Below are 21427 nucleotides of genomic sequence, written 5' to 3' on the forward strand. Positions count from 1 at the left end.
AATGTTGCACGAAGTGCCATTCTCGCACATTTGCCTTAAATGTGCTGGGACTTTGCACGCAGGATGAGATGCCAGGCGCTGAGGATGAGGGCGAAGGAAGCGTACTCACGTACGTGACCGAGCCCGAATTCCGTAAGCAACGCAGCAGATCGCCTTCGTGCAGCTGTCTCAATATTCTACCCTATACAAAAAAAACAAACCGGCATAAAGCGCCTTAGCTACTGAGGGGAAAATCTTACCCTAGCACCGTCTTGAAGATGATCCGGATATCGCCCCAAAACGACCACTCCTCCATGTATTCCCTATTGATCCGCACCTTATCCGGGAAAATTACCTCGTCATTGTAGCGGATCGGATCCTCCACAGAGGCAAGTATCTCCTCCTCATTCCGGTATTTCAGAGAGGCGGGCCCCGTGATGCCTGGTTTTAGTTGGAGTATCTCACGATCCTCGCCCGCCAGTTTGTCGGCATAGCCCGGCACATCGGGGCGTGGCCCCACAAAACTCATATCTCCGATCAGTACATTCCAAAGCTCAGGGAGCTCATCGAGCTTGTACTTTCGGAGCTTAGCTCCTAGTGGCGTGATCCGCGACTCCCCCGCTACCGAGATAGAGCTACCACCGTGTGCTACCGTCATAGAGCGAAACTTCACCATCGTGAATAGTTCGCCATATTGTCCCACACGCTTCTGCCTAAAGAGTACTGGTCCACCAGGCATCTTAATCGCAATCAGTATCGCCACCACCGCCAGCAAAGGCGAGAGCACCACTAGCCCCACCAGCGCCATCACCCTATCAAATACCCACTTCACCCACATGGTTTACAACCTATTAGTCATCCTTTTCTTAACCGCATTCCAAGCATAGCCCATAAGATAATATATAGATTGGAGGATTGATAGTTTTTCCACCTCTCTGTAAACTTTCCATACAGATTTGGCTGCCTTGATTTTGTCATTGGAGATAGACCCCTCCACTATTCGATATCTAGATAGTGGAATATCCAAGCCATATCCATTGTGACCTTTTTTTAATAGGCTAAGCCAGGTTGCCATATCTTGATTCTTACGTATTAAAGGCATTCTAAAGTCTCCCGTAATTTCTCGGTCAACCATTACCGTAAGACACCCAATAATTGTGTTGGAGAGATACTCTTTATATGTGATCATTTTTGGAGCGTATACCATATAGCTATCACGCAATTGATCATCCAAGACATAGTATGCTGTAAATGAAAAACCAACTTTATTTCTCTGCATAAAGTCCAACTGTTTTTCCAGCTTGTCTGGTAGCCACATATCATCGCTATCAAGGAAAGCAATATATCTTCCTTTGGCTTGACTAATTGAGTTGTTCCTTGCTACTGCTGCACCTGAATTGACGTCTAATCTAAAAATTCTTATCCTAGGATCCTCTTCAGCTACAGACTTAATTATAGCATAAGTATTATCCTTGCTTTGATCATCAGTGATTAGGAGCTCCCAATCTTGATAAGTTTGGTTTCTTACTGAGTTTATTGAATCCAATATAAAGCGCTCGGCATTATAGCTGGGCATTATGATTGAGACAAGGTGCTGCTCTCTTTCCATATTGCTAATTATTGCCTATATTAAGATATTGAAATCCATTCTTATTGAGCTCTTCTCTGTCAAACACATTGCGACCATCTATTACTAGAGGGTTATTCACAAGAGTTTTGATCTTATCCCAATCTGGAACTCTAAACTCTTTCCATTCTGTGACGTGAAATATGGCATCTGCTCCAGTAGTACTATCATAAAGGTTATCTGCATAGGTAATAATGTTTCCTAAGCGTCTTTTCGCTTCGTCCATTGCTATTGGGTCGTAGGCAATAACTGAGCACCCCGCATTAATCAACGAATCAATAAGCACGAGAGCTGGTGCCTCCCTCATATCATCGGTGCCAGGCTTAAAGGATAGTCCCCAGAGTGCAATCTTTTTCCCTTTAATATCTCCATTGAAGTGAGCTTTGAACTTTTCAAATAAAATGTTTTTCTGAGACTCATTGACTGCTTCAACAGCTTCTACAATACGCATATCATATCCATATTTCTTACCGGTAGCGATCAAGGCTTTTACATCCTTTGGAAAGCACGAACCCCCATAGCCACAGCCTGGAAATAAAAACTTACTCCCAATACGAGAGTCTGAACCAATGCCTTGGCGTACGGAGTCAGAGCTGGCGCCTACCAATTCACATAGATTGGCAATATCATTCATAAAGCTAATGCGAGTAGCTAGCATGGCATTCGCTGCATACTTTGTCATTTCAGCCGATGGGATATCCATAAAGATAACCCTAAAGTTATTGAGCATCATAGGCTTGTAAAGTCGAGTCATAAGCTCCCTTGCACGTTCGCTGTCAACACCCACAACCACGCGATCGGGCTTCATAAAGTCATCAATCGCATTTCCCTCTTTTAGAAATTCAGGATTGGAAGCGATATCAAATTCAATATTTACCCTTCTCTTATCTAGTTCTTCTTGAATGGCTTGCTTAACCTTTTCCGCCGTTCCTACCGGTACAGTACTCTTGGTGACCACTAGTTTGTAGCTATTGATATTTTGGCCAATCGTCTTTGCCACCTGTAGCACATAGTGTAAGTCTGCCGATCCGTCCTCATCGGGAGGGGTGCCGACAGCCGAAAATACTATCTCTACATCGTCCAAAACCTCTTCAAGTTTAGTATTGAACTTCAAGCGACCAGCTTTTACGTTACGTTGGACTAGTGTGTCTAGCCCAGGCTCATATATGGGAATAATCCCATTTTTGAGACCTTCAATCTTCTTTTGGTCAACATCAATGCAGGTAACCTCTGTACCCATCTCTGCAAAACAGGTGCCGGTAACCAGCCCTACATATCCTGTTCCAACAATCGCTATCTTCATAGTTTTATCTTGCTAAGTAATTTATTGTTTGCTAATATGCTTATTATTATCGTATAAATCAAATACATCAACATATGATCTTCCAACATTTTCCCAATTGAAATGCTTCACTAAATAGTTGGGGTCAATGTTAAATGTCGAGTAATGATCTATTAATCGTTTTAGTGCGGAAATAATGCTGTTGATGTTGTTGGGGCTACAAGAAACACCATAGTTTTGGTCAAAGAATCCATCAATACCCTCGCCTTTGGTATATAAAACTGGTAATCCTTGTGACATTGCCTCAACGTATACCAGCCCAAATGTCTCGTGGTGAGATGGCATAGCAAATATATGAGACTTTCTATATAAGTCACAGATAATGCTTTTTTCTTTGATAAATCCATGAAGTTTAAATAATTCTGGCCATTTACGAGCAAGTCTTGATATTATATCTCGATCATTGCCTCCATCACCAATGATGTGTAGACAGATATTGTAATGATATTGCTCATTCAATTTCAATACAGCTTTCATAAGTGCTGGTACATTCTTATTCCTTGTGAAGTTGCCCGTATAGATGATATTCCAGGGTTCATTTTCTTTATGTTGTTTCTTAGAGCAAGAAATATTATTGAGCCAATAATTTGAAATTCCATTCGGAATATTTACTACCTTATCACCATATTGACTGTAGCGATTGAGTAGCCTGTTTTTATGTGCTGGAGAAACACAGATGATATGATCTGCCTCAGAAAGTATTTTACGACCAATTGCCCACGTATGTACAAGATACTTCATAAATAGGTTAATATCCGTGTTGCGTACGGTTACTGAGTAGGGTATTCCATATTCCTCCTTTAGCTTTAGGGCTAAAACTCCATCACTATATAGAGTGTGAGCATGAGTATGGGTTATACCACTTTCCTTTGGGCTTGTAAGTTTAATTAATTCATTGTAATTACTAATGGTTTTTAATCTGAAAGACAGGCGGTGAATTGGGTTCCAATTTTTACCATAGTATATCTCTGACTCTGACTGGTTAAAAACAATTCTATTCCGACCATCTAATTCTTTTTTGCGAATAGTGGTAAATACTAATTGAGTCACTCCTATCTTATCAATAGAGGAGATAAGTTCTTTATATACCCGTGATCCTGAGTAATCATTGGCGATGTGTAATATCTTTTTCATGTTAATGTCTAGTTGATGTGCTTAAATAATTTCCAAATAGTAGATACACAATAAAGATTGAACTTAGAGGAGAAAATGGATATGAGTATTCGTTCAAGCTAACTAACAATATAAACAACAAAATTAGTGGGGCTAGTGCATTGATAAAATTCCTCTTATTTACAAGGATGTTTTTAAGTGTAACGCACCAAGTATAAACATAAAGAATTATTATAGGTATGGAAAGAAGTAACCCATAATCCACAATCCTTTTGAGAATGTATACATGGATAATTCCACCATTATACTTTTCATGCCAAAGACCTCCTGAAAGAGGGTGTGTCTTTAAAAAGGCTAATCCATTTAGTATGCGCCCAATTCTACCTGACGATATATTATTGAGATCACTTACATCCTTATTGGCAACAAATATTCGATAAATCTCACCGCTAAAAGCAATGAGGATTACTGCAATGCAGACAAATATGAATAGTTTATTTTTGGTTTTCATGCTCTTATTGATAGCAACAGAATAAACTATAACTGCAAAAACGAAGAGTAGGGAGGTGCGAGCTCTAAGGATGGCAATTGTTAATAATAGTATAATTGAGCATAATAACAAAACATTCCGTTTTCGCCTATTTTTAATGTCTTGTGAAAATAGTAAAGAGATAGAAATGATGGAGAAAATACCTAGAAATACACCAATTTGATTTTTATATACTCCTTCAAAATAAAAGCTTGATATGTGTATCCCAAATCTCATCAAAATTGATAAGGCACTGATAGACGCAGCTATAATATATGTATAAATATACCTTGCGAGTTGCCCTTTTGATAAGGAAAGGTTATAACCAATAATGAGTGTAATTATAGTAAGTAGCAAGTCCCGGTGTGTGGAAAAGTCAATATTTGCGTTAAAGAAAGCATATAGGCTGAATGAGAGCAAAGAAAAAACACCTAATAATATGCAAAACCAACGGGTAAATTGATTGGCTTTTATTGTGTAGAGTACCCTTTTTATTGGTATAGTTAGAGCTAAGAGAATGACGAGAATGATTGAAAGTACTCTTAGATATCCATATATAGGCTCAAATATCCCCCATATAGAATACTGAAAAGTATTAACGATCAAGAATAGGTATAATACTATACTCTGAATAGTATTTAATTGTGAACGCTGAGGATTCTGTAATCTGTCTTCTAAATATTCTTTAGGGGTGTAGATCATAATGATAGCATAATGTTTGGGGTCATCATATAATATTATTTACGTGGCTTAAACTGTGACAACTATAAATTGGGGATTGTAGTGAGATCAAGTAAATCTCCAAATAGCTGTTGGGTCTCTTGCAATCTATGTGTGTCAAATCCGCCACTTGGGGTGAAAGTGAGTTCTCCAAAATATACTTTTTGGGGAGTGTCATAGAAGTCTACTCTTACAAATGGAAACCTCTGTGATAAAACGGCCGCATAATGAAACATCTCTTCCAAGTGAGGAGGTTTGGTTAGTGTAAAATCAGCAGGAGCATTGATGGAGTCGGGGTTAATTCTAGCAAGCTTCCACTCCTTGTCAAAGAAGTAAAACTTGGGTGTTCCTTTTTCTCTACCAACGCATACAAACATATATAGCGGTTTCCCGTGAAAGCAATATATCTTGTAATCGTCTGGCACCCTTTCTGTTCCTGTTTCAATAAACTTCTCAACAATAATTCGTTTTGGAATATCTTTATATTGTATTTCACCATTTGTCAGCCAAGCATTTTCTTTCCCCCAAGATTCTAATTGGTCGATGGTCTTATCTATATCAAGAGTTTTTTTGTCATGGCAAATAATATTATATCCATTGCCAAAATTCCATTTGATAACAAACTTATTAGGCAGGGCGTTCCAATCAATTTGTGAGGGACTTTCATGCACCGCAATAAGTTCATTAAGAAGTTCTTCGCAATCACAGCTTTTAATGTACTCTCTAACCCTGTATTTATCTGCACATTGAGTGAAGATAGGGTCTTTACCATATAAGTTTAGTTTCATCCATTGGATCTTTTCATCTAATGTCTGTGGATTATCCAATCTTATCCTTTTTCGAAAATAATATAGATATTGGAGACGTATACTCAGCTCGGGTGAAATGCTTGTAATAAGATGCTTGAGTTTATTATGTATCATAAATAGTGTAGTCGTTGTTTTCTTGTGATTCACTCTTTAGAAACGAGTGTCTTTTCGCTGGAGAGTGTCTTTGATAATGAACTCTGTCATATCGCCAAATGCAGGTCCGTGAGCTGTTTGGCTAAGGTCGGGAGCACGGTTCCACTCAATCAAAACGGGCATTCCATTTTTATCAATTCCCCAATCCCACCCTATCATGTTGAAGTAAGGCAATCGCAAGTGTAGCTCTTTAACTTTGTTAAGAACCTTATCAAATGATGGAATAGCAAAGTCTCTTAGTCTGGTTCCGTTATCAGTAGTAAGCAGTTTCTTTTCTTTGGGTGTACCATATGCACAATCAACGATTTTCCCAGTGGTCATGTCGATATCCGCATTAATTCCACCTGCTGTCTCATTATCAATCATTTTCCCTAAACGACCAATCCTTACTACAGCGTAAAGAATAAAGATCTCATTCCCATTGCGGTATGATAATATGCGTAGAGTATTTAGAGACGTTGGATTTAGTAGAGAGAGCTGGTCATTCTGTTTCACTTTTTCTTGAATTATAAAATTGCTGTCGTAAGACAAAAATAGTGATTCAATACTACTCCCTCCGTCAATAATCCTACCATCTTGAATATCCAATATCTTTACACCCTCACCCCACATGCCCTCTAAAGTTGGCTTGATGACTACAGACTTAAGATTTTGGCATCTTGCTAGTGCTTCCTCCCTTGTAAGGGCAGATTTCCCATCATAAAAATACCCATTAATATTTTTGACTATTGTTTTTGGTCTATTGACGTCAGGGAAGTAGATGTCGTATATTGACTTATCTACGTATGCGTGTCTAAATCTGAAGTTGTTAAGGCGATAGATGATTTCTTTGTGATAAAAACTCGTGGGTATATATTTTACTGAAAAGCGTTCATTCCGAGAGTAAAAATACTCGTGCCAATACTGAGGTACTTTATGGCCAACTAACTTGGTGTAGAAAGCATCAATATCAGATCTTTGCCCTTTCGTAAGAGGGTTGACTTCACATTGTCTTAATTTTCCTTTGATGTTTGCAATGTCATACCTTTCTCGTTGCTTAATGCAGTATTTTGTGTATAGATCTCTAACCATATCTCTAATTATTCATTTTGCTATTGTTATTTAAGTATCTTATATTTAAAAGGATCTGTTTATAAGTTATGTAACCCTCAGCATTTGTGAGTCTTGATGCCAATATATATATTGCTAGATATAAAAATATTTCTATGAGCATCACTAAGTAGGAATTCAATTGGATGCCCTTGCACAATAGATATGTTGCTCCACCTGTTGCTAAAGATAGGAGATAATATCCTCCGACATCTTTTATTTGCTTTATATAACCATAGTTGATTAACCTTTTATTTACTCCCATATTGATGAATAGGCAAATGTAACCAACAGATGTAACGGACCACAATAGTCCAAATATGCCGTAATTGAGACCTATGAGAATTAGTGCAATTCCAACGAGTCTCTTAGATAATTGGACGAAAAAATACACTTTCCCTTTGCCAAGAGATTTGATTACATTTGTGTTTAATGTGTTAAGAGTATAAACCATTCCAGAGATACACAATATCTGAAAATATGGAATAGAGGCTAGCCACTTCTCTCCAAATAGTAATGTAATTAAAGGCTCTGCAATGATTATTAGTAATACCATTAGAGGAAAGTTTAGATAAGTAATGGCTTTGACATTTTTCCTGACGCCGTTTAGCAGTTGTTGTTTATCATCTTGAAGTTTTGAAAAAACGGGGAATGATACTTGATTAACGATCTGTGATAGGCTATCTGTAGGTACGCTTTCTAATTTCATTGCCTGTGTGTATAACCCAAGATCAGTTGCAGAGTACCATTTCCCAATAATAAGGCCCTGAATATTGGTGTAGATAGTTTCTACTAGTGACGATATCGCAATAAGACTGCCAAACGGGAATAACTCTTTTAATGAAGTCCAACTAAAATCCTTTGTCGGTCTCCATGGACTCATTTTCCAAAGCAATATAACTCCAGCAATATTTGAGACAATATTATTGGCAACTAAGCTCCATACCCCAAATCCACTATAAGCCATTGCTATAGCTATAACAGTTCCTGCTAATGCGGATGTCACATTTCTTATTGATAACTCTTTGAATTGAAGCTCCTTTTGTAGGATGTTGGATTGGATTGTTGAAAATGCTTGGATGATGAGAGAGAGGCTTTGTACCCTTAGGATAGGGGTGAGAATGGGTATTGAATAAAAGTCGCTTATGGATTGTGCTGAAAAGAAGAGGATAATATATAAAACAATGGAGGCAGATAGATTCCAGTAAAAAACGGAATTATAATCAACTTGAGATGGTTCTTTCTTCTGAATAAGTGCAGAGCCAAATCCCGCTGTTACAAGAATTCCAGATACGGCAATAAAAATGTTTAGCATTCCTATTGCTCCAAAGTCTTTAGGTAAAAGTAAACGAGCAAGTACAATGTTAGAGATAAGCTGTAGTCCTAAGGTACCGAACTTGCCGATACCTGACCACAACATACTTGTTATAGTTTTTTCTTTTAGACTCTTATTATCCACTTCTAAAGGCTGTTCAGCCCATAATTGCAGTTTTGATGTCCTCTATAGATACGTCGTCTTTGCCAAGTAAATATTGAATTGTCCTTGCGTTTGTGCTTAGGTCTTTGTCAAGCAAGGCAGACGAAAGGGCTATGATTCCCTCTTGTACAGATGTGTCTACTCCCACCACCTTGGCAATTGAGGTATATAGTCCTAGCCCCATTGGGACATCTTCATTTATATATCTGTGGTTTATGAAAGATGGGCCTTTATTTGAAGCTTCTGCAAAAGAGTGAAATACAGTCATGGCATCTATGTTGAGATCTTCCTCATTTCTCCACTTAGCTGCCTCAAAATAGTCTAAGGGTTCGCATCCAAAAGTCTGCAAGACTTTGTTCTTTTGCTTGTCAAATGCTTTGATTACATTAATGACTGATGGGGTAAAAGCTTCTCTGTACATCCAAAACTCCCCTTTGCTGTACTCAATACGAGATGCGGAAAATAGAATCCCTATTGGGTGTACAATCATATTTGGATTATGAAAAGCAGACTCTAATATGTGTTTACGAGAGTATCTTGTGTCAGCAAAGCTTTTTGAAAAGATGTCAATGACTTCCTGTGCCTTATTTGCTGGAAGAGTCGAGATCGCATTTCTAGGGTTATAGAATGAGATTCTAACATACATAGAGTCCATAATACGACCATTATAGGCTGTTGTTTCCCATTCACTATAGATAATCTTTTTGTCAATATATTTTTTAAAGATCAAACTACCCATATAGCCAGGAACCAAGACAATAATTTGTCCGTCTCTCACGAATGGGGATATTAGCTGGGCGATTTTCTCGTGTTGAGAGGTGGTGGTCATTACCATAATCACGTCAGCAAAGTTTATAGCTGATTCTACATCTCTTGTTATAAGGCTTGGTGTAACTCTAAACCTTTTCCCTTTACCTTGAGAACTCTCATCTAGCACCTCAAAAGAGTTCTGTTCCTTTATAAGTTCAAAGAATTCACTGTTAACTTGAGATGTTTTTAATAGGGCTACCTCATTCCCAGCTTCAAATAATTTCGCGGCATGTATAAGCCCTGCATTTCCGCAACCAATAATCGTAAATCTCATTGTGGATGTGTTTAATGGTGTTAGTTATTACTCGTTGTATGGCATTCCTTGTATGAGCACTATTATGTATATCGTCAATCCTTTTCTAATAAGTGAATATATACTTTACCAATCGGGTATCTCTGTAGCCCGTAAGATGGTGCCACATAAAGGCATCACAATCCTTTACTTGATTGATGATGTCAGAGTCATAGGGGTTGACCCTTATGAATGGTATGTTATTCTCTTCGCAGTAGGTTATCCAATAGTCGGAGAAGCTTCCCTTGCGATCTGCTATTGCTATCTTCATGGGGGCTGGTGCTGATTACAATCGTTTATCGTAATTGTCTTCTTGTAGGATTGCTTTGACGTCGTAGACGACGGTGGTGTCGTTTTTGAGGGCGTCAATGTTGAGGGTCTTGAATTGGTCGTGTGCCACGGCGAGGATGATGGCATCATACTTGCCTTGAGGGCATTGGTTGTGGATGGTGACACCGTACTCACGCTCTGCGATAGCTGGGTTGGCCCAAGGGTCGTAGATGGTGACGTTGGTATTGTAATCGGTCAATGTATGATAGATATCTACCACCTTGGTATTGCGTACGTCGGGGCAGTTTTCCTTAAAGGTAAAGCCGAGGATGAGGATATTGGAATTGAGTACTTGGATCCCCTTCTTTAGCATCAACTTCACCACCTGCTCCGCCACATACTCGCCCATGCCGTCATTCATCCGACGCCCAGCGAGGATGATCTCGGGATTGTATCCGTACCTTAGTGCGCACTGTGCTAGGTAGTAGGGGTCTACTCCGATACAGTGACCACCGACCAATCCTGGCTTGAAGGGTAGGAAGTTCCACTTAGTTCCGGCTGCCTCCAATACATCTTGGGTGTCAATGCCCATGCGGTTAAAGATCTTTGCCAGTTCATTCACGAAGGCGATGTTGATATCCCTCTGAGAGTTTTCGATCACCTTGGCGGCTTCAGCCACCTTGATAGTGGGGGCGAGATGAGTACCGGCAGCGATTACTGAGCTATAGACACTATCTACATACTCGCCGACCTCTGGAGTAGATCCTGAGGTGACCTTTTTGATGTGCTCCACGGTGTGTACCTTATCACCTGGGTTGATACGCTCAGGGCTATAGCCAGCGAAGAAGTCTTGATTGAACTTTAGGCCAGATACCTTCTCCACCACTGGTAGACAGTCGTCCTCTGTGACCCCAGGGTATACGGTGCTCTCATAGACTACCACATCGCCTCGTGAGATCACTTTCCCCACGGTGGTACTTGCACCAATTAGGGGTGTGAGGTCGGGATTGTGGTTTTCATCTACTGGAGTGGGCACCGCCACCACGTAGAAGTTGCAATCTCTGATAGCTTCAATATCACTGGTGCAGATAAAGCCGTGACGCTCTATGGCCTCCTTTAAGATGGCATTATCCACCTCGAGGGTGGAGTCAATGCCACTCATCAGCTCCTTGCAGCGAGCTTCATTAAGATCAAAGCCAACGGTTTTGAACTTAGTACTAAATAGTCGAGCTAGTGGTAGCCCTACATATCCGAGTCCTATGACTGCTATTTTTGTGTCTGATAAACTTCTCATCATAATATATCTTATGCTTTTTGTATTGTGCCGTAATTCCTTAGCTTTTCTGTTTTATTCCATAAGCTATCATTGACCATAATTGCATTCGCTACAAATGTTCTTTTCCAAACTTTCCCCCAATTTTTATCCTTCTCCTTTTGTACTGGAAATAAACTTTGCCAATGAAGTGCATTTTGGAAACTATGGATTTGTGAGTTATTAGACCAATCAGTTAGAAATACGAAGATGCTCTTTTTCTCTTTCTCCTTTTGGCACCATTGGTATAGAAACGAGTCTCTATACTTGTATTTCAGGCTGAATCGTAAGTGATCAAGAAAGGCTTCTCTCTCCTCATCTTTTTTCTTGAGAAAACCTTTCCATTCGCGATAAGCCTCATAGTTTTTTATCTCAATGAATATCCTACATTGAGGCATTTCGATTAAGACATCAACTGCCTTCATTGTGTGGGACATTTGATGCGTCTTAGGATCATCAAACTTACGGATGCTAGTTGCATTTGGAAAGTCAAAGTGGTAACCCTCAATTGTCTCTTTCATACATCCAACTCCTCGCTAATTTGCCTTAATAGCAGTGCTTCGTACGCTTGATTGATTGGGTTATCCTCAATGTTATCCAACTTCTCGTAGCTCATATGGCTGATACTGCCAGTTGATTTATCCTTTGAGAATAGGTGGTAAAGTGTGTTTCCTTTATCTTCAGACAGTCTAATTTGAGATGTTAGCATATCATTATGTGTAGAAACGAATACTTGTACCCCTTGCTCCACAAGTTTGTATAGTATGTTCACTACTATCTCCATCATTTTTGGATTGAGATTGGCTTCTGGCTCGTCCCAAAACAATATAGAGCCTTTTGTGAGCATTTCATTTTGAATGAGGCAAAATAGTAAGCCTAACTTACGATATCCTTCTGCCAGAAGAGTAAACTCAAGATTGCCAGAACCATTTGTGGCTTTAAGGTAAAACTCTTCCCCTTCTGTTGCGACAGTTCCACAAATTTCCTTTTCAATCAAAGTAAGTAGCTCTTCTTGTATTTTAGTTCTTCGTCCCCGAGTAGCTGGGTAAAGTGCTTTGTTAATTATATCGGCGTATACCCCTTCAAAGTGTACTGAGTGATTGGAGTAAAGAGATTGAAAGCCAGGGGCATTAGCTAGCATATCCTTTACTGGGATGAAAACAACCTGATCAGGAGCATCCGTTTTCCAGCTACTTGCCGTTGAAGAGATATTGTCTTGGGTGGTAATATTTACCTTAAGACTTCTAGTGGTTTCATTATCATTGCCTGTGGCAAAAACTGTGAATGAGCCTCTCTTGCGACCTCTTGCTCTTCTAACTAGTCTCCCAATGCTATCAGGTAAAAAATTCTCAATGAGTTTCTGAGAGATGGTTTTATTTTCACTTTTACTCGCAACCGTGCAAGCCGAGTATAGTAGCTTCATGACGTGGGTTTTTCCCGTGCCATTTTCTCCTATCAGCACATTCAGCCCGGGGGAGAATTCTGCATCAAGTTTCTCAAAAGCTGTGATGTTATTGATGACTATCTTTGATATCATGATTACCTATATCTAAACTGCTTTCACATAATTAACGCTGCCCTATCAAAGGTTTTCCCAATACCACTGACAGCACTCCTTAAGCCCTTCTGCCATACTGTACTTAGGATTGTAGCCGAGAAGTCGCTTTGCCTTGTCAATACAGGCCAATGAGTGTGGAATGTCTCCCACCCGATTAGGCCCGTGTATGGGTTCAATCTTTGCTATCTCTGGGTCAAAGTTAGCTAAATTATCCTTTAGAGATGCTACAAGGTCATTAAGAGTGGTCCTTTCTCCAAAGGCGGTATTATAAACTTGATTTACTGCCTCAGGGTTGGTAGTGGCCAGGGCCAGCTCGCTCATCTGTATCACATTGTCGATATAGGTGAAGTCGCGGCTATAGGTGCCATCACCATTGATGGTGGGTGCTTCGTGTGCCATTAGCTTCTTCACAAATAGGGGAATCACCGCTGCGTATGCTCCGTGTGGATCTTGTCGGCGTCCGAATACATTGAAGTACCTAAGCCCTATGCACTCCATGCCATAGGTACGAGCAAAGACATCGGCATATAGCTCGTTGACGTACTTCGTCACCGCATAAGGGGAGAGTGGGCGACCTATCACCTCCTCTACTTTCGGTAGCTTCTCGCTATCACCATAGGTGGATGAACTGGCGGCGTAGACAAATCGCTTCACTTTGGCATCTCTCGCAGCAATCAGCATATTGATGAAACCAGAGATATTTACCTCATTGGTGGTGGCGGGATCCTTGATAGAGCGTGGCACAGAGCCTAGTGCTGCTTCGTGAAGGATGTACTCTATGCCATCGCAAGCTTTACGGCAATCCTCCGGGTTTCGGATATCTCCTACTATCAATTCAAAAGTTTGAGGATATTGCTCGATGAGTGGGAGGATATTCTCGGGTTTGCCGGTTGCGAAGTTGTCTAGGACACGGACGTGGTGACCTAGGGTTAGGAAATGTTGGGAGAGGTTGGAACCTATAAAACCGGCACCTCCTGTGATTAGTATCTTCATATCTATTGTTGGTCTATCTTTTTAATGTTCATGCTAAAGCGAATTAATTACCTATCTTGATTTTGAAACAATTGACTTTAGCTTATTGATCACTCTTGCGGGTAATCCATCGTAGTGGTACAGCTCGGTACTCATACTGAGCGCCTTTCTGTACTTGTCGCATTCTTGCCATATTCCCAATAGTCAATCCCAAAGGATGCTACATAAGCCACTTTCCTAATCTCGTTGTTTCCAGATAGGAAGTCTAAAAAGTAATTGGAGATACATGGGGAGAATGACTCACGCCAAACTTGGTCACTACCTACGATAATCGCATCAATATTTTCACGATTAAAGGTGCGCTTCAATTGATTGGTGCTCCGAATCCTATCGGTTATGGAAATGTGCTCATCAATAAACCTGGTGGTATGTTGTTTGATGATAGCAGATTCTTCACGATTGGGTGATATCCTTAGCTTTGGGCGTTTTCCAATCATAAAATTAAGGGCACCCCATCCATAATAGGCCACGTCAAAATACCAAGGATGTACTCTATTGAAAATGATGGGAGAATGCCCTTCCTCTCGCAAAACGTGTTGTAGTGCAAAAGCTTGTAGAATGCCACCATAATTTAGCCCCAATGGCTGTGTAAGAATTCCTATTTTAGCCATATCAAAGCATCAAATAAATGTTAGGTTTTCATTAGCCTTTCTTCTTAGAGACAATGTACTCCTGACTGTTTCTTTTGGATATCCAAAGGAGACAATACAAATCACTTGTTCTGCTGGAGATAGACCTAGTAGATCCTCCATTTTACTATCGGCGTCATTTAATAGTCCCCAATGGGCAGTACAAGCAGCAATCCCATAATAATGAAATGCGTAAAGTAAGTTCATCAAGTATATGCCACCATCAATATACAGTTGATTTCTTTCTCCTGTAGAATAGAAGTAGCTTCTATTTGATTTTATGACGGCTAGTTGACTTATTGAGGTGTAGCCTGCAAGTCCTTTTTGGATATCTAGGATCTGTTGGATCTTGACTTTATCCTCAACAATGACAACGGAGACACCTTGCCTATTGCAAACACTAGGTGCTGTATTAGCTAAGTTAATAACATCCTCCAACACATCGTGTGGTACTAGAGCCTCAGAAAACTCTCGAACACTACTCCTGGATTTAGCAAAATCAAAGAAAGGAGACTTCGTTCTAGTAAAATACTCTTCTCTACTCCTCTCTTTTATACTAGAAAGTGGGGTAATCAAATGTGCTTTTAACTGATCGTATTGCTCTTGAGAAAAGTAGTCTAGCACGTAGCCATTAGCCTTGTGCCAATCAAAATAGTTGCACAAGTTGGCAGTGGCGGCTTGGAAGTGACATCTTTGCCACTGATGTTCATCAATTATCTTATCACTAAGTATCTTCAATAGGGATATTACTCTATCCTTGGCAAAGTATGGACGTATTTTTTCGTGCAAAAAACCCTTTTCTATCCCATGGTAGTGGAGGGTTACCTCGCACTCCACCTTTTCAAAACTATTATGATTAAAGACAGTGGAATACTTCTGGTACTTGACCCGATCCTTACGGTATACTCTTCGTAAAATTATATAGTTGTATGTGCTCTTTAAAGTCTTGACACCTCGTGCTCCAATCACACTTCTTATCACTCCTTTTATGCTTGACCTGTTCATCGTTTCATCAATGTGTGTGTAATGTAATTCCTAAAATATCTTTTCTCCTCTGTGGTGAAGCCAATTGTATACATCAAGCAAGTGGTAATAACAAACGATGAGACTACTGTAACAATAACGCTAGTCCACGTTGAAAAACCAATGCTATATATGAGGCTCAATGCTGTGTAGACAATTGCTCCTATAATGCTCATTTTGATAAATAACTCAACTATCAATTTGGTTTTGCTCATATTTATTTTTGGTGAGACAATTAAAACTCGAAGCACAAATGCAATAATGCTAATAATAATTGAAACTAGTACTGTTACTTCTGGTTCCGCGCCTAGTCTTAATGCCAGATAAGAGGTTGGCAAATTCAAAATTAAAAGTCCACCAATGACTGATTGATACAGTCCTATTTTGCCAGTAGCTTGTATTGAGATCATCATAGTTCCAGACAAACTTTCTAAAACTACAAATATCATTACTAATTGGGTGAAAAGAACGGTGTGTTCAGGTACCTCTTTTAGCCATAGGCCTAATAAGGTTTCTGTCTCAATAATTACTGGCATTGCAAATATAACTATCAAATAAAATGATAGCTTGGCGCCTCTGATGATGAGGTTATGCATATACTCTAGGTCGCCTGCGGCATAGGACTTTACGATTTGGGGGTTCATGGCTAGTTGAAAGTTGCCTACCAATTGATTGACCGCCCCTTGGACTTGGTATGCAATGGCACGAGCAGCGTTGACTGCGGGACCAAAGAATAGATTGATCAAAATGTTTACGCCCTGATTCATAATCACCGCTGCTGCATTGCCCCAAAGGTTCCACCCCATATAGCCGATGAGTGTTTTGAATAAAGCTTTGTTTTTCTCCTTGATGTACTTGACATACTTAAACCTCGTGCGGGTGTAGATAATATAGGCCGCAAAGGTGAGGAGCGCCACAAAAAATAGTAGCCCAGCATAGATAATTAGTTTGTCGTAGGGTGCCCATGGAAGTGCAATGACTATTAGGAGCTTTAGCAAGACTTCAGCAATGCTAATATAGGCATAGGCGTCCATACGCTCATGCGTTATTATCATTGCACCAAAGGGTACTTGCAGCATTGAGACAATGAATGTGCATACGGCAAACTGATATACCCATATGGCAGCTGTGAGCCTCTCCTGAGGAATAACTAAGTAGTTCTTGACAAACCATAGCCCTACTGTCTCAGCGAGTAAAAGAATGAGCAGTGCCAAACCGACCTGAATAGCGAGAATGGTGGAGTAGTTGAGGCAGAGCTGTTGGGTATCATTCCGGCCAATGGCAAAAGAGAAAAAGCGCTGGGTAGAGGAGACCATCGCCCCATTGAAAAAACCCAGCATCGTGACGATGCCTCCTACTACATTATATACACCATAGTCCTCTACACCTAAGACCTCTAGTAATACGCGTGAAGTGTATAGAGCTACGCCCAAAACAAATATCATCCTAATGTATAGGACAATAGTGTTCTTTGCAATGGTTTTGGATCTATTTGTGGTGTCTGTTGCCATGTAAATGCGTCGGGAGCTCTATTATTTCTCTATATGATGCCTTGATTAAATGGGTTATACTTTAAAGAATAGATCAATATATTCTTTCTGTGATAAGATGGTGAACGGTAGTTGGGTGGGCACTTTTTTAGGATAAAGTCGGCGTATCCTATTTCTTGTGCTTTGCACGAGTGTCTCCTTGACGATTAAAGCACATTGAGTGTCACAGGTACTTGTACAACTACTATTCATTAGGATCGCTTTGGTGTCGCTTACTTTACCCTCTAATTCCGTCGCACTTAACTGGTTGATATTTTTGACCCTTAGCTTACACTCAGTCAACTGTATCTTCCCGCCTTCACAGCAGAATACGATATCAACGCTTTTGAGTGTTGGAGCCATTTTGTTTTTTGCTCGATCCATCTCTATCACTTTGCAATCGCTGAGTTCATCGTCTGAAATCTGCTTGCCTCCTTCTCTTTGAAGGAGCTCACATAGGTCTATTGCATACTCTTTGAATAGTGGATGAGTACTTGTCAGTTTATTAGAGTATTTATTCATCGTTCATCTTTGAAATAGTGGGTGTGTACTTCGCCATTAAGTCATACGAACGATTAAATACACTAAATATGGGCTCAATATCACCTTGGCAGTCTTTATAGACATAGCCATCGGTAGCACTATCGGACTGTTCCGCCAAATAAAACTTTAGACTGCAGTCATCGGTTTCCTTCCTACTTTCATTATACTCCTCTTGCAATAAATAGAGTGTTTGCACCATATCCGTGCTGTGGGTGGCGATTAGGAAGCGTGTTCCTAAAGAGTGGTTGAGCTCTACAAGTAACTTGGCATACTCTACGATCCATTGAGGGTGTAGGTGTGCTTCTGGTTCATCAATAATTAATAAGGTGTTTTTATCAAGTAACCCTTTCTGAAGGAGCAGTTGTAGCATTGCGAATCCCTTGATGCCTGTTGCTACTTCTTTGAGAGGAAACTCCACACCCTTATCGCTTTTGAAACGCATTCTCACTGACCTATTGATGCCTTCGGTCGGTTTTACAACGATAGCTCGTCCTTTTACGATGTTGGCAATGCGATGGCTCCAATAATCTTCGGAGTAGTCCATCGGAGTACTTGAGAATAGCTCTAGTAATTGTGCCCAATGGAGTGGTGTGTCTTCAAAAATCTGGACCCCAGAGGGCATATTCACCACTACTGGTGTATCAATGTAGTATACTTTGTCTATCGAACTAACCTTTCCTACACTCTTTTTCCTCAGGTCTATAATAGATTCCTCTTCTTCTTGTATTGAAAAGAGTGTAGGATCCAATTCTGGTGTGCCAAACTCTCTTTGCAGTTTGCGAGATAGATATTTTGGATCTCTAAGAACAGTCTCCTTATTGTAGGTGTCAAAAATGAGGTTTACCTCATCTTTTAAGCCATATAGAGCATTGATAAATGAGTACCTATTAGCAATTCGCTTCTTAGCATATCCGCCAAATGCAGACCTTTCGTGCTGTCGCACCTCTAGTCCGTGCCCCTCGTAAAACTCAATAAGTAGGTCAATAATCTCTTCGTGTGCTTCACGCATTATATTCAGATTATTGGACATTGATAGATCTCTAGCTTCACGGATTCTTGCTCTATCCTCGAGGCTTATGCCATTTCTTATATAGAGTGAATTCAGAAGCCTTCTGTATAGTGAGATGATAGGCTCTAGCTTATTATATAATAGGTCTGGCTCCAGTAGGTCTTCAAAGTTTTGACTATAATAGAGGGAGTAGTAGAGGAGTCGAGAAATGGTGCTCTTTCCTGAAGCATTTACACCAGTGAGTACAGAAATGCCATTGAGGTCAATGGATGCACTTCTGACAGCTCGGAAATTATTGATGCTTAACTTTACCATCTTGCAGATTATTATTATCTACCACTTTTCTTGCAAAGGTACTACTTTTTGTTGAGGGGGGCGTAGGGGGAGTTGGGAGCGGGGGTGTACTCTGGGATGAGGGAGAGAAGCTGTCGGACGCAGGCTTCGATCTCAATATTACGAGCGTGGTCGCGTAGCGCCTCGTAGGTATCGAAGAGGTCGGCATAATTGTGCTCCCGCACCTTGGCTATGTGGATCTTGGGAATATCGGTAGGGATGGTATTCTCGCCATCGGCTAGCTTCTCTTCGTAGAGCTTTTCGCCTGGTCGCAGACCGGTAAATTGGATGTCGATATCGCTGTAGGGTTCGAGCCCTGCAAGGCGAATCATATTCTCTGCTAGGTCTACGATCTTATGCGGTTCGCCCATGTCAAAGACAAAGATAGTGGTCCCTGTCGCTACGGACGATGCCTCCAGTATGAGTGAGCAGGCCTCGTGGATGCTCATAAAGAAACGGTTGATATTGGGGTCGGTGACGGTTACGGGTCCGCCCTTAGCTATTTGGTCGCGGAATAGAGGGATTACCGATCCTTGCGACCCGAGTACGTTGCCAAACCGGGTGGTGATAAAGGTGGTCTTCCCTGCCACCTTGCCCTCCTCTACCGCCTTTCCGAGGGCTTGGACGTAGATCTCCGCTGCCCGTTTGGTGGCTCCTAGCACGTTGGTAGGGTTGACCGCCTTATCGGTAGAGACCATCACCATCCGCTCTACCTCGTACTTGAGGCAGAAGTCGGCGATGTTTTTAGAGCCTTGTACATTGACCAGCACCCCTTCGCATGGGTTCTCCTCTAGGAGGGGCACATGCTTGTAGGCGGCGGCGTGGAGTACAATATTGGGTCGGTACTTTGCAAATAGGGCATCGAGTCTATTCTAGCTACGGATATCTCCGAGGATTGGTACAAAGTTGAGGTTTGGGTACTTCTCCTTGAGCTTTAGTCGCACATTGTGGAGTGGGGTTTCGGCGATATCGAGCAGTAGGAGTTGCTTGATGGGGAGCTGAGCCAGTTGCATCACCAGCTCCGATCCGATACTTCCGGCAGCACCGGTGACCATCACCACCTTGTCGCGGTACATCTCCTTTACCTTTTCGGGCTCGTGGTGGATCACCTCCCGCTTGAGGAGATCCTCCATCTCTATCTTCTGTACACTATCACGAGCGATGTCGGTAGGCGAGGTTTCGCTGATCTCGGGGGCCAATAAGCTCTTCACGCCGAGAGAGGCGAGTTGGTAAATAAGGGCCTCTCGCTCTTTGAGCAGATCGCTGCGATCTGTGAAGATAACCGCATCGAGATTGAGCTCCTGTGCCAATTGCTTGAGCTGCTCTTCATCCTTGAGATGGTAGATATTATAATTGGAGACGGTAGCACCGCCGTTGACACTCCCTCTATGGCAAAAACCTACCACCTTGTACTTGGGGCTCTCCTCTAGCTGCAAAGCTAGATCGCTACTGGCGTTGCTCACACCATAGATGAGTACCCGCTCGCGTTGGTGTTTGGTTGTGGAGACGCCCCAGAAAGCACGTGCTGCCAATACTGCTACCGATCGGTAGAGCACGAATAGCACGAAGAAGGCACCAAAGTAGGTGATGGCGAGCATCAGAAGCATCTTGCCACCGTAGCCCAATGGAATCCAGTAGTTGCCAGCAAGGAGTATTCCGTAGAATAGTAGGGTGTTTAGGAAAAACATCACCAGCAGTCGGCGACCGATGGAGAAGTATTGGTACCTGAGGAGTGGGCGGTAGGTACCTAGTAGGTAGGAGGAGAGAAATGTGGCGATTAGCCCAGCTATTGCTATCGTAGCTAATAGCTGTGGTGTAAAAGTCACTAGCCCTGTGACGGTGAAAAAAGCAAATAGCGACGCTACTGCCGCGACAACGCCTACTACCATATCTACCAAAAGTATGAGATACCTACTGAGGGTTGGAGCCTTACGCTCTTTGTGTCGTGAGGGGGCTTCTATGCTGTTTTTAGTCATCGTTATAGTGTGGTCTAAGTTCTTTCCTTGGTGAGAAAAGCGAATGCGTCTTCTTTACGATCTCAATTGCAAATGTACCTTATTTATTTCATATTTTCCATAGCTTGTATAAAGTTTTCAGGGGCAGTTGTGGACGGTGGTGGTAATGTGAAAATCGGACGCGCAGGAGCCGGTTATTTTTTTTCGGGGGGGTATCGGACAGTCGGGCGGATCAGACGAGTCGGGGGTCTTGCCGAGGAAAAGGACCTCGGCAGAGGTCCATGTTAAATAGGC

19 protein-coding genes and 1 pseudogene are annotated in these 21427 nt (G+C 41.3%); all 20 read right to left on the reverse strand.

The features are described from left to right. Window positions 1-235: 235 nt before the first annotated feature. The gene (locus HMPREF3027_RS04640; protein WP_070707305.1) at window positions 236-817 is read right to left on the reverse strand and encodes a sugar transferase; all 582 of its coding nucleotides are present in this window, start codon (window positions 815-817) and stop codon (window positions 236-238) included. A gap of 3 nt (window positions 818-820) precedes the next feature. Then, window positions 821-1588 (reverse strand): glycosyltransferase family 2 protein, encoded by a 768-nt coding sequence (locus HMPREF3027_RS04645; protein ID WP_070707307.1) that lies wholly within the window; start codon window positions 1586-1588, stop codon window positions 821-823. Window positions 1589-1592: 4 nt separating this feature from the next. Beyond that, on the reverse strand, window positions 1593-2909 hold the full coding sequence (locus tag HMPREF3027_RS04650; protein WP_070707309.1) for a UDP-glucose dehydrogenase family protein: 1317 nt from the start codon (window positions 2907-2909) through the stop codon (window positions 1593-1595). Window positions 2910-2930: 21 nt separating this feature from the next. Next, the gene (locus HMPREF3027_RS04655; protein WP_070707311.1) at window positions 2931-4082 is read right to left on the reverse strand and encodes a glycosyltransferase; all 1152 of its coding nucleotides are present in this window, start codon (window positions 4080-4082) and stop codon (window positions 2931-2933) included. A 1-nt stretch (window position 4083) separates the two neighbouring features. Further along, a complete protein-coding gene (locus tag HMPREF3027_RS09525; RefSeq protein WP_141756228.1) occupies window positions 4084-4572 on the reverse strand; it encodes a hypothetical protein in 489 nt (162 codons plus the stop codon). A gap of 782 nt (window positions 4573-5354) precedes the next feature. Next, window positions 5355-6233: an ATP-grasp fold amidoligase family protein gene (locus HMPREF3027_RS04665; RefSeq protein ID WP_070707314.1), complete on the reverse strand. Its 879-nt coding sequence runs from the start codon at window positions 6231-6233 to the stop codon at window positions 5355-5357. A 36-nt stretch (window positions 6234-6269) separates the two neighbouring features. Continuing rightward, window positions 6270-7343 (reverse strand): sugar-transfer associated ATP-grasp domain-containing protein, encoded by a 1074-nt coding sequence (locus HMPREF3027_RS04670; protein ID WP_070707316.1) that lies wholly within the window; start codon window positions 7341-7343, stop codon window positions 6270-6272. Window positions 7344-7347: 4 nt separating this feature from the next. After that, window positions 7348-8820, reverse strand: a complete 1473-nt coding sequence (locus tag HMPREF3027_RS04675; RefSeq protein WP_141756229.1) for a lipopolysaccharide biosynthesis protein — start codon at window positions 8818-8820, stop codon at window positions 7348-7350. Between the two features lie 13 nt (window positions 8821-8833). Then, window positions 8834-9922 carry an NAD/NADP octopine/nopaline dehydrogenase family protein gene (locus HMPREF3027_RS04680; protein WP_070707322.1) on the reverse strand — a complete coding sequence of 363 codons (1089 nt, stop codon included), beginning with the start codon at window positions 9920-9922 and terminating at the stop codon, window positions 8834-8836. An 85-nt stretch (window positions 9923-10007) separates the two neighbouring features. Beyond that, entirely contained in the window at window positions 10008-10211 is a 204-nt protein-coding gene (locus HMPREF3027_RS04685; RefSeq protein WP_070707323.1) for a hypothetical protein, read from the reverse strand. Between the two features lie 15 nt (window positions 10212-10226). Continuing rightward, window positions 10227-11504: a nucleotide sugar dehydrogenase gene (locus tag HMPREF3027_RS04690; protein WP_070707353.1), complete on the reverse strand. Its 1278-nt coding sequence runs from the start codon at window positions 11502-11504 to the stop codon at window positions 10227-10229. 11 nt (window positions 11505-11515) lie between these two features. Beyond that, a complete protein-coding gene (locus HMPREF3027_RS04695; RefSeq protein WP_070707325.1) occupies window positions 11516-12043 on the reverse strand; it encodes a hypothetical protein in 528 nt (175 codons plus the stop codon). Continuing rightward, window positions 12040-13059, reverse strand: coding sequence for an AAA family ATPase (locus HMPREF3027_RS04700; RefSeq protein WP_070707327.1), 1020 nt, complete (start codon window positions 13057-13059; stop codon window positions 12040-12042). The genes HMPREF3027_RS04695 and HMPREF3027_RS04700 overlap by 4 nt, the downstream gene beginning before the upstream one ends. 45 nt (window positions 13060-13104) lie before the next feature. After that, complete coding sequence (locus tag HMPREF3027_RS04705) at window positions 13105-14073, reverse strand: SDR family oxidoreductase (RefSeq protein WP_070707329.1); 969 nt, start codon at window positions 14071-14073, stop codon at window positions 13105-13107. Window positions 14074-14204: 131 nt separating this feature from the next. Continuing rightward, window positions 14205-14723 carry a polysaccharide pyruvyl transferase family protein gene (locus HMPREF3027_RS04710; RefSeq protein ID WP_070707331.1) on the reverse strand — a complete coding sequence of 173 codons (519 nt, stop codon included), beginning with the start codon at window positions 14721-14723 and terminating at the stop codon, window positions 14205-14207. A 9-nt stretch (window positions 14724-14732) separates the two neighbouring features. Next, window positions 14733-15479 (reverse strand): nitroreductase family protein, encoded by a 747-nt coding sequence (locus tag HMPREF3027_RS04715; protein WP_168165874.1) that lies wholly within the window; start codon window positions 15477-15479, stop codon window positions 14733-14735. 263 nt (window positions 15480-15742) lie between these two features. Then, window positions 15743-17104: an MATE family efflux transporter gene (locus HMPREF3027_RS04720; protein WP_246830528.1), complete on the reverse strand. Its 1362-nt coding sequence runs from the start codon at window positions 17102-17104 to the stop codon at window positions 15743-15745. Window positions 17105-17329: 225 nt separating this feature from the next. Further along, entirely contained in the window at window positions 17330-17815 is a 486-nt protein-coding gene (locus tag HMPREF3027_RS04725) for a hypothetical protein (protein ID WP_070707337.1), read from the reverse strand. Then, window positions 17808-19160 (reverse strand): AAA family ATPase, encoded by a 1353-nt coding sequence (locus tag HMPREF3027_RS04730; RefSeq protein ID WP_070707339.1) that lies wholly within the window; start codon window positions 19158-19160, stop codon window positions 17808-17810. The genes HMPREF3027_RS04725 and HMPREF3027_RS04730 overlap by 8 nt, the downstream gene beginning before the upstream one ends. Before the next feature lie 41 nt (window positions 19161-19201). Then, window positions 19202-21154, reverse strand: a pseudogene (locus tag HMPREF3027_RS09865) (SDR family NAD(P)-dependent oxidoreductase). Between the last annotated feature and the right edge of the window lie 273 nt (window positions 21155-21427).

This window comes from Porphyromonas sp. HMSC077F02 (genome assembly GCF_001815465.1).
Lineage (GTDB): Bacteria > Bacteroidota > Bacteroidia > Bacteroidales > Porphyromonadaceae > Porphyromonas_A > Porphyromonas_A somerae.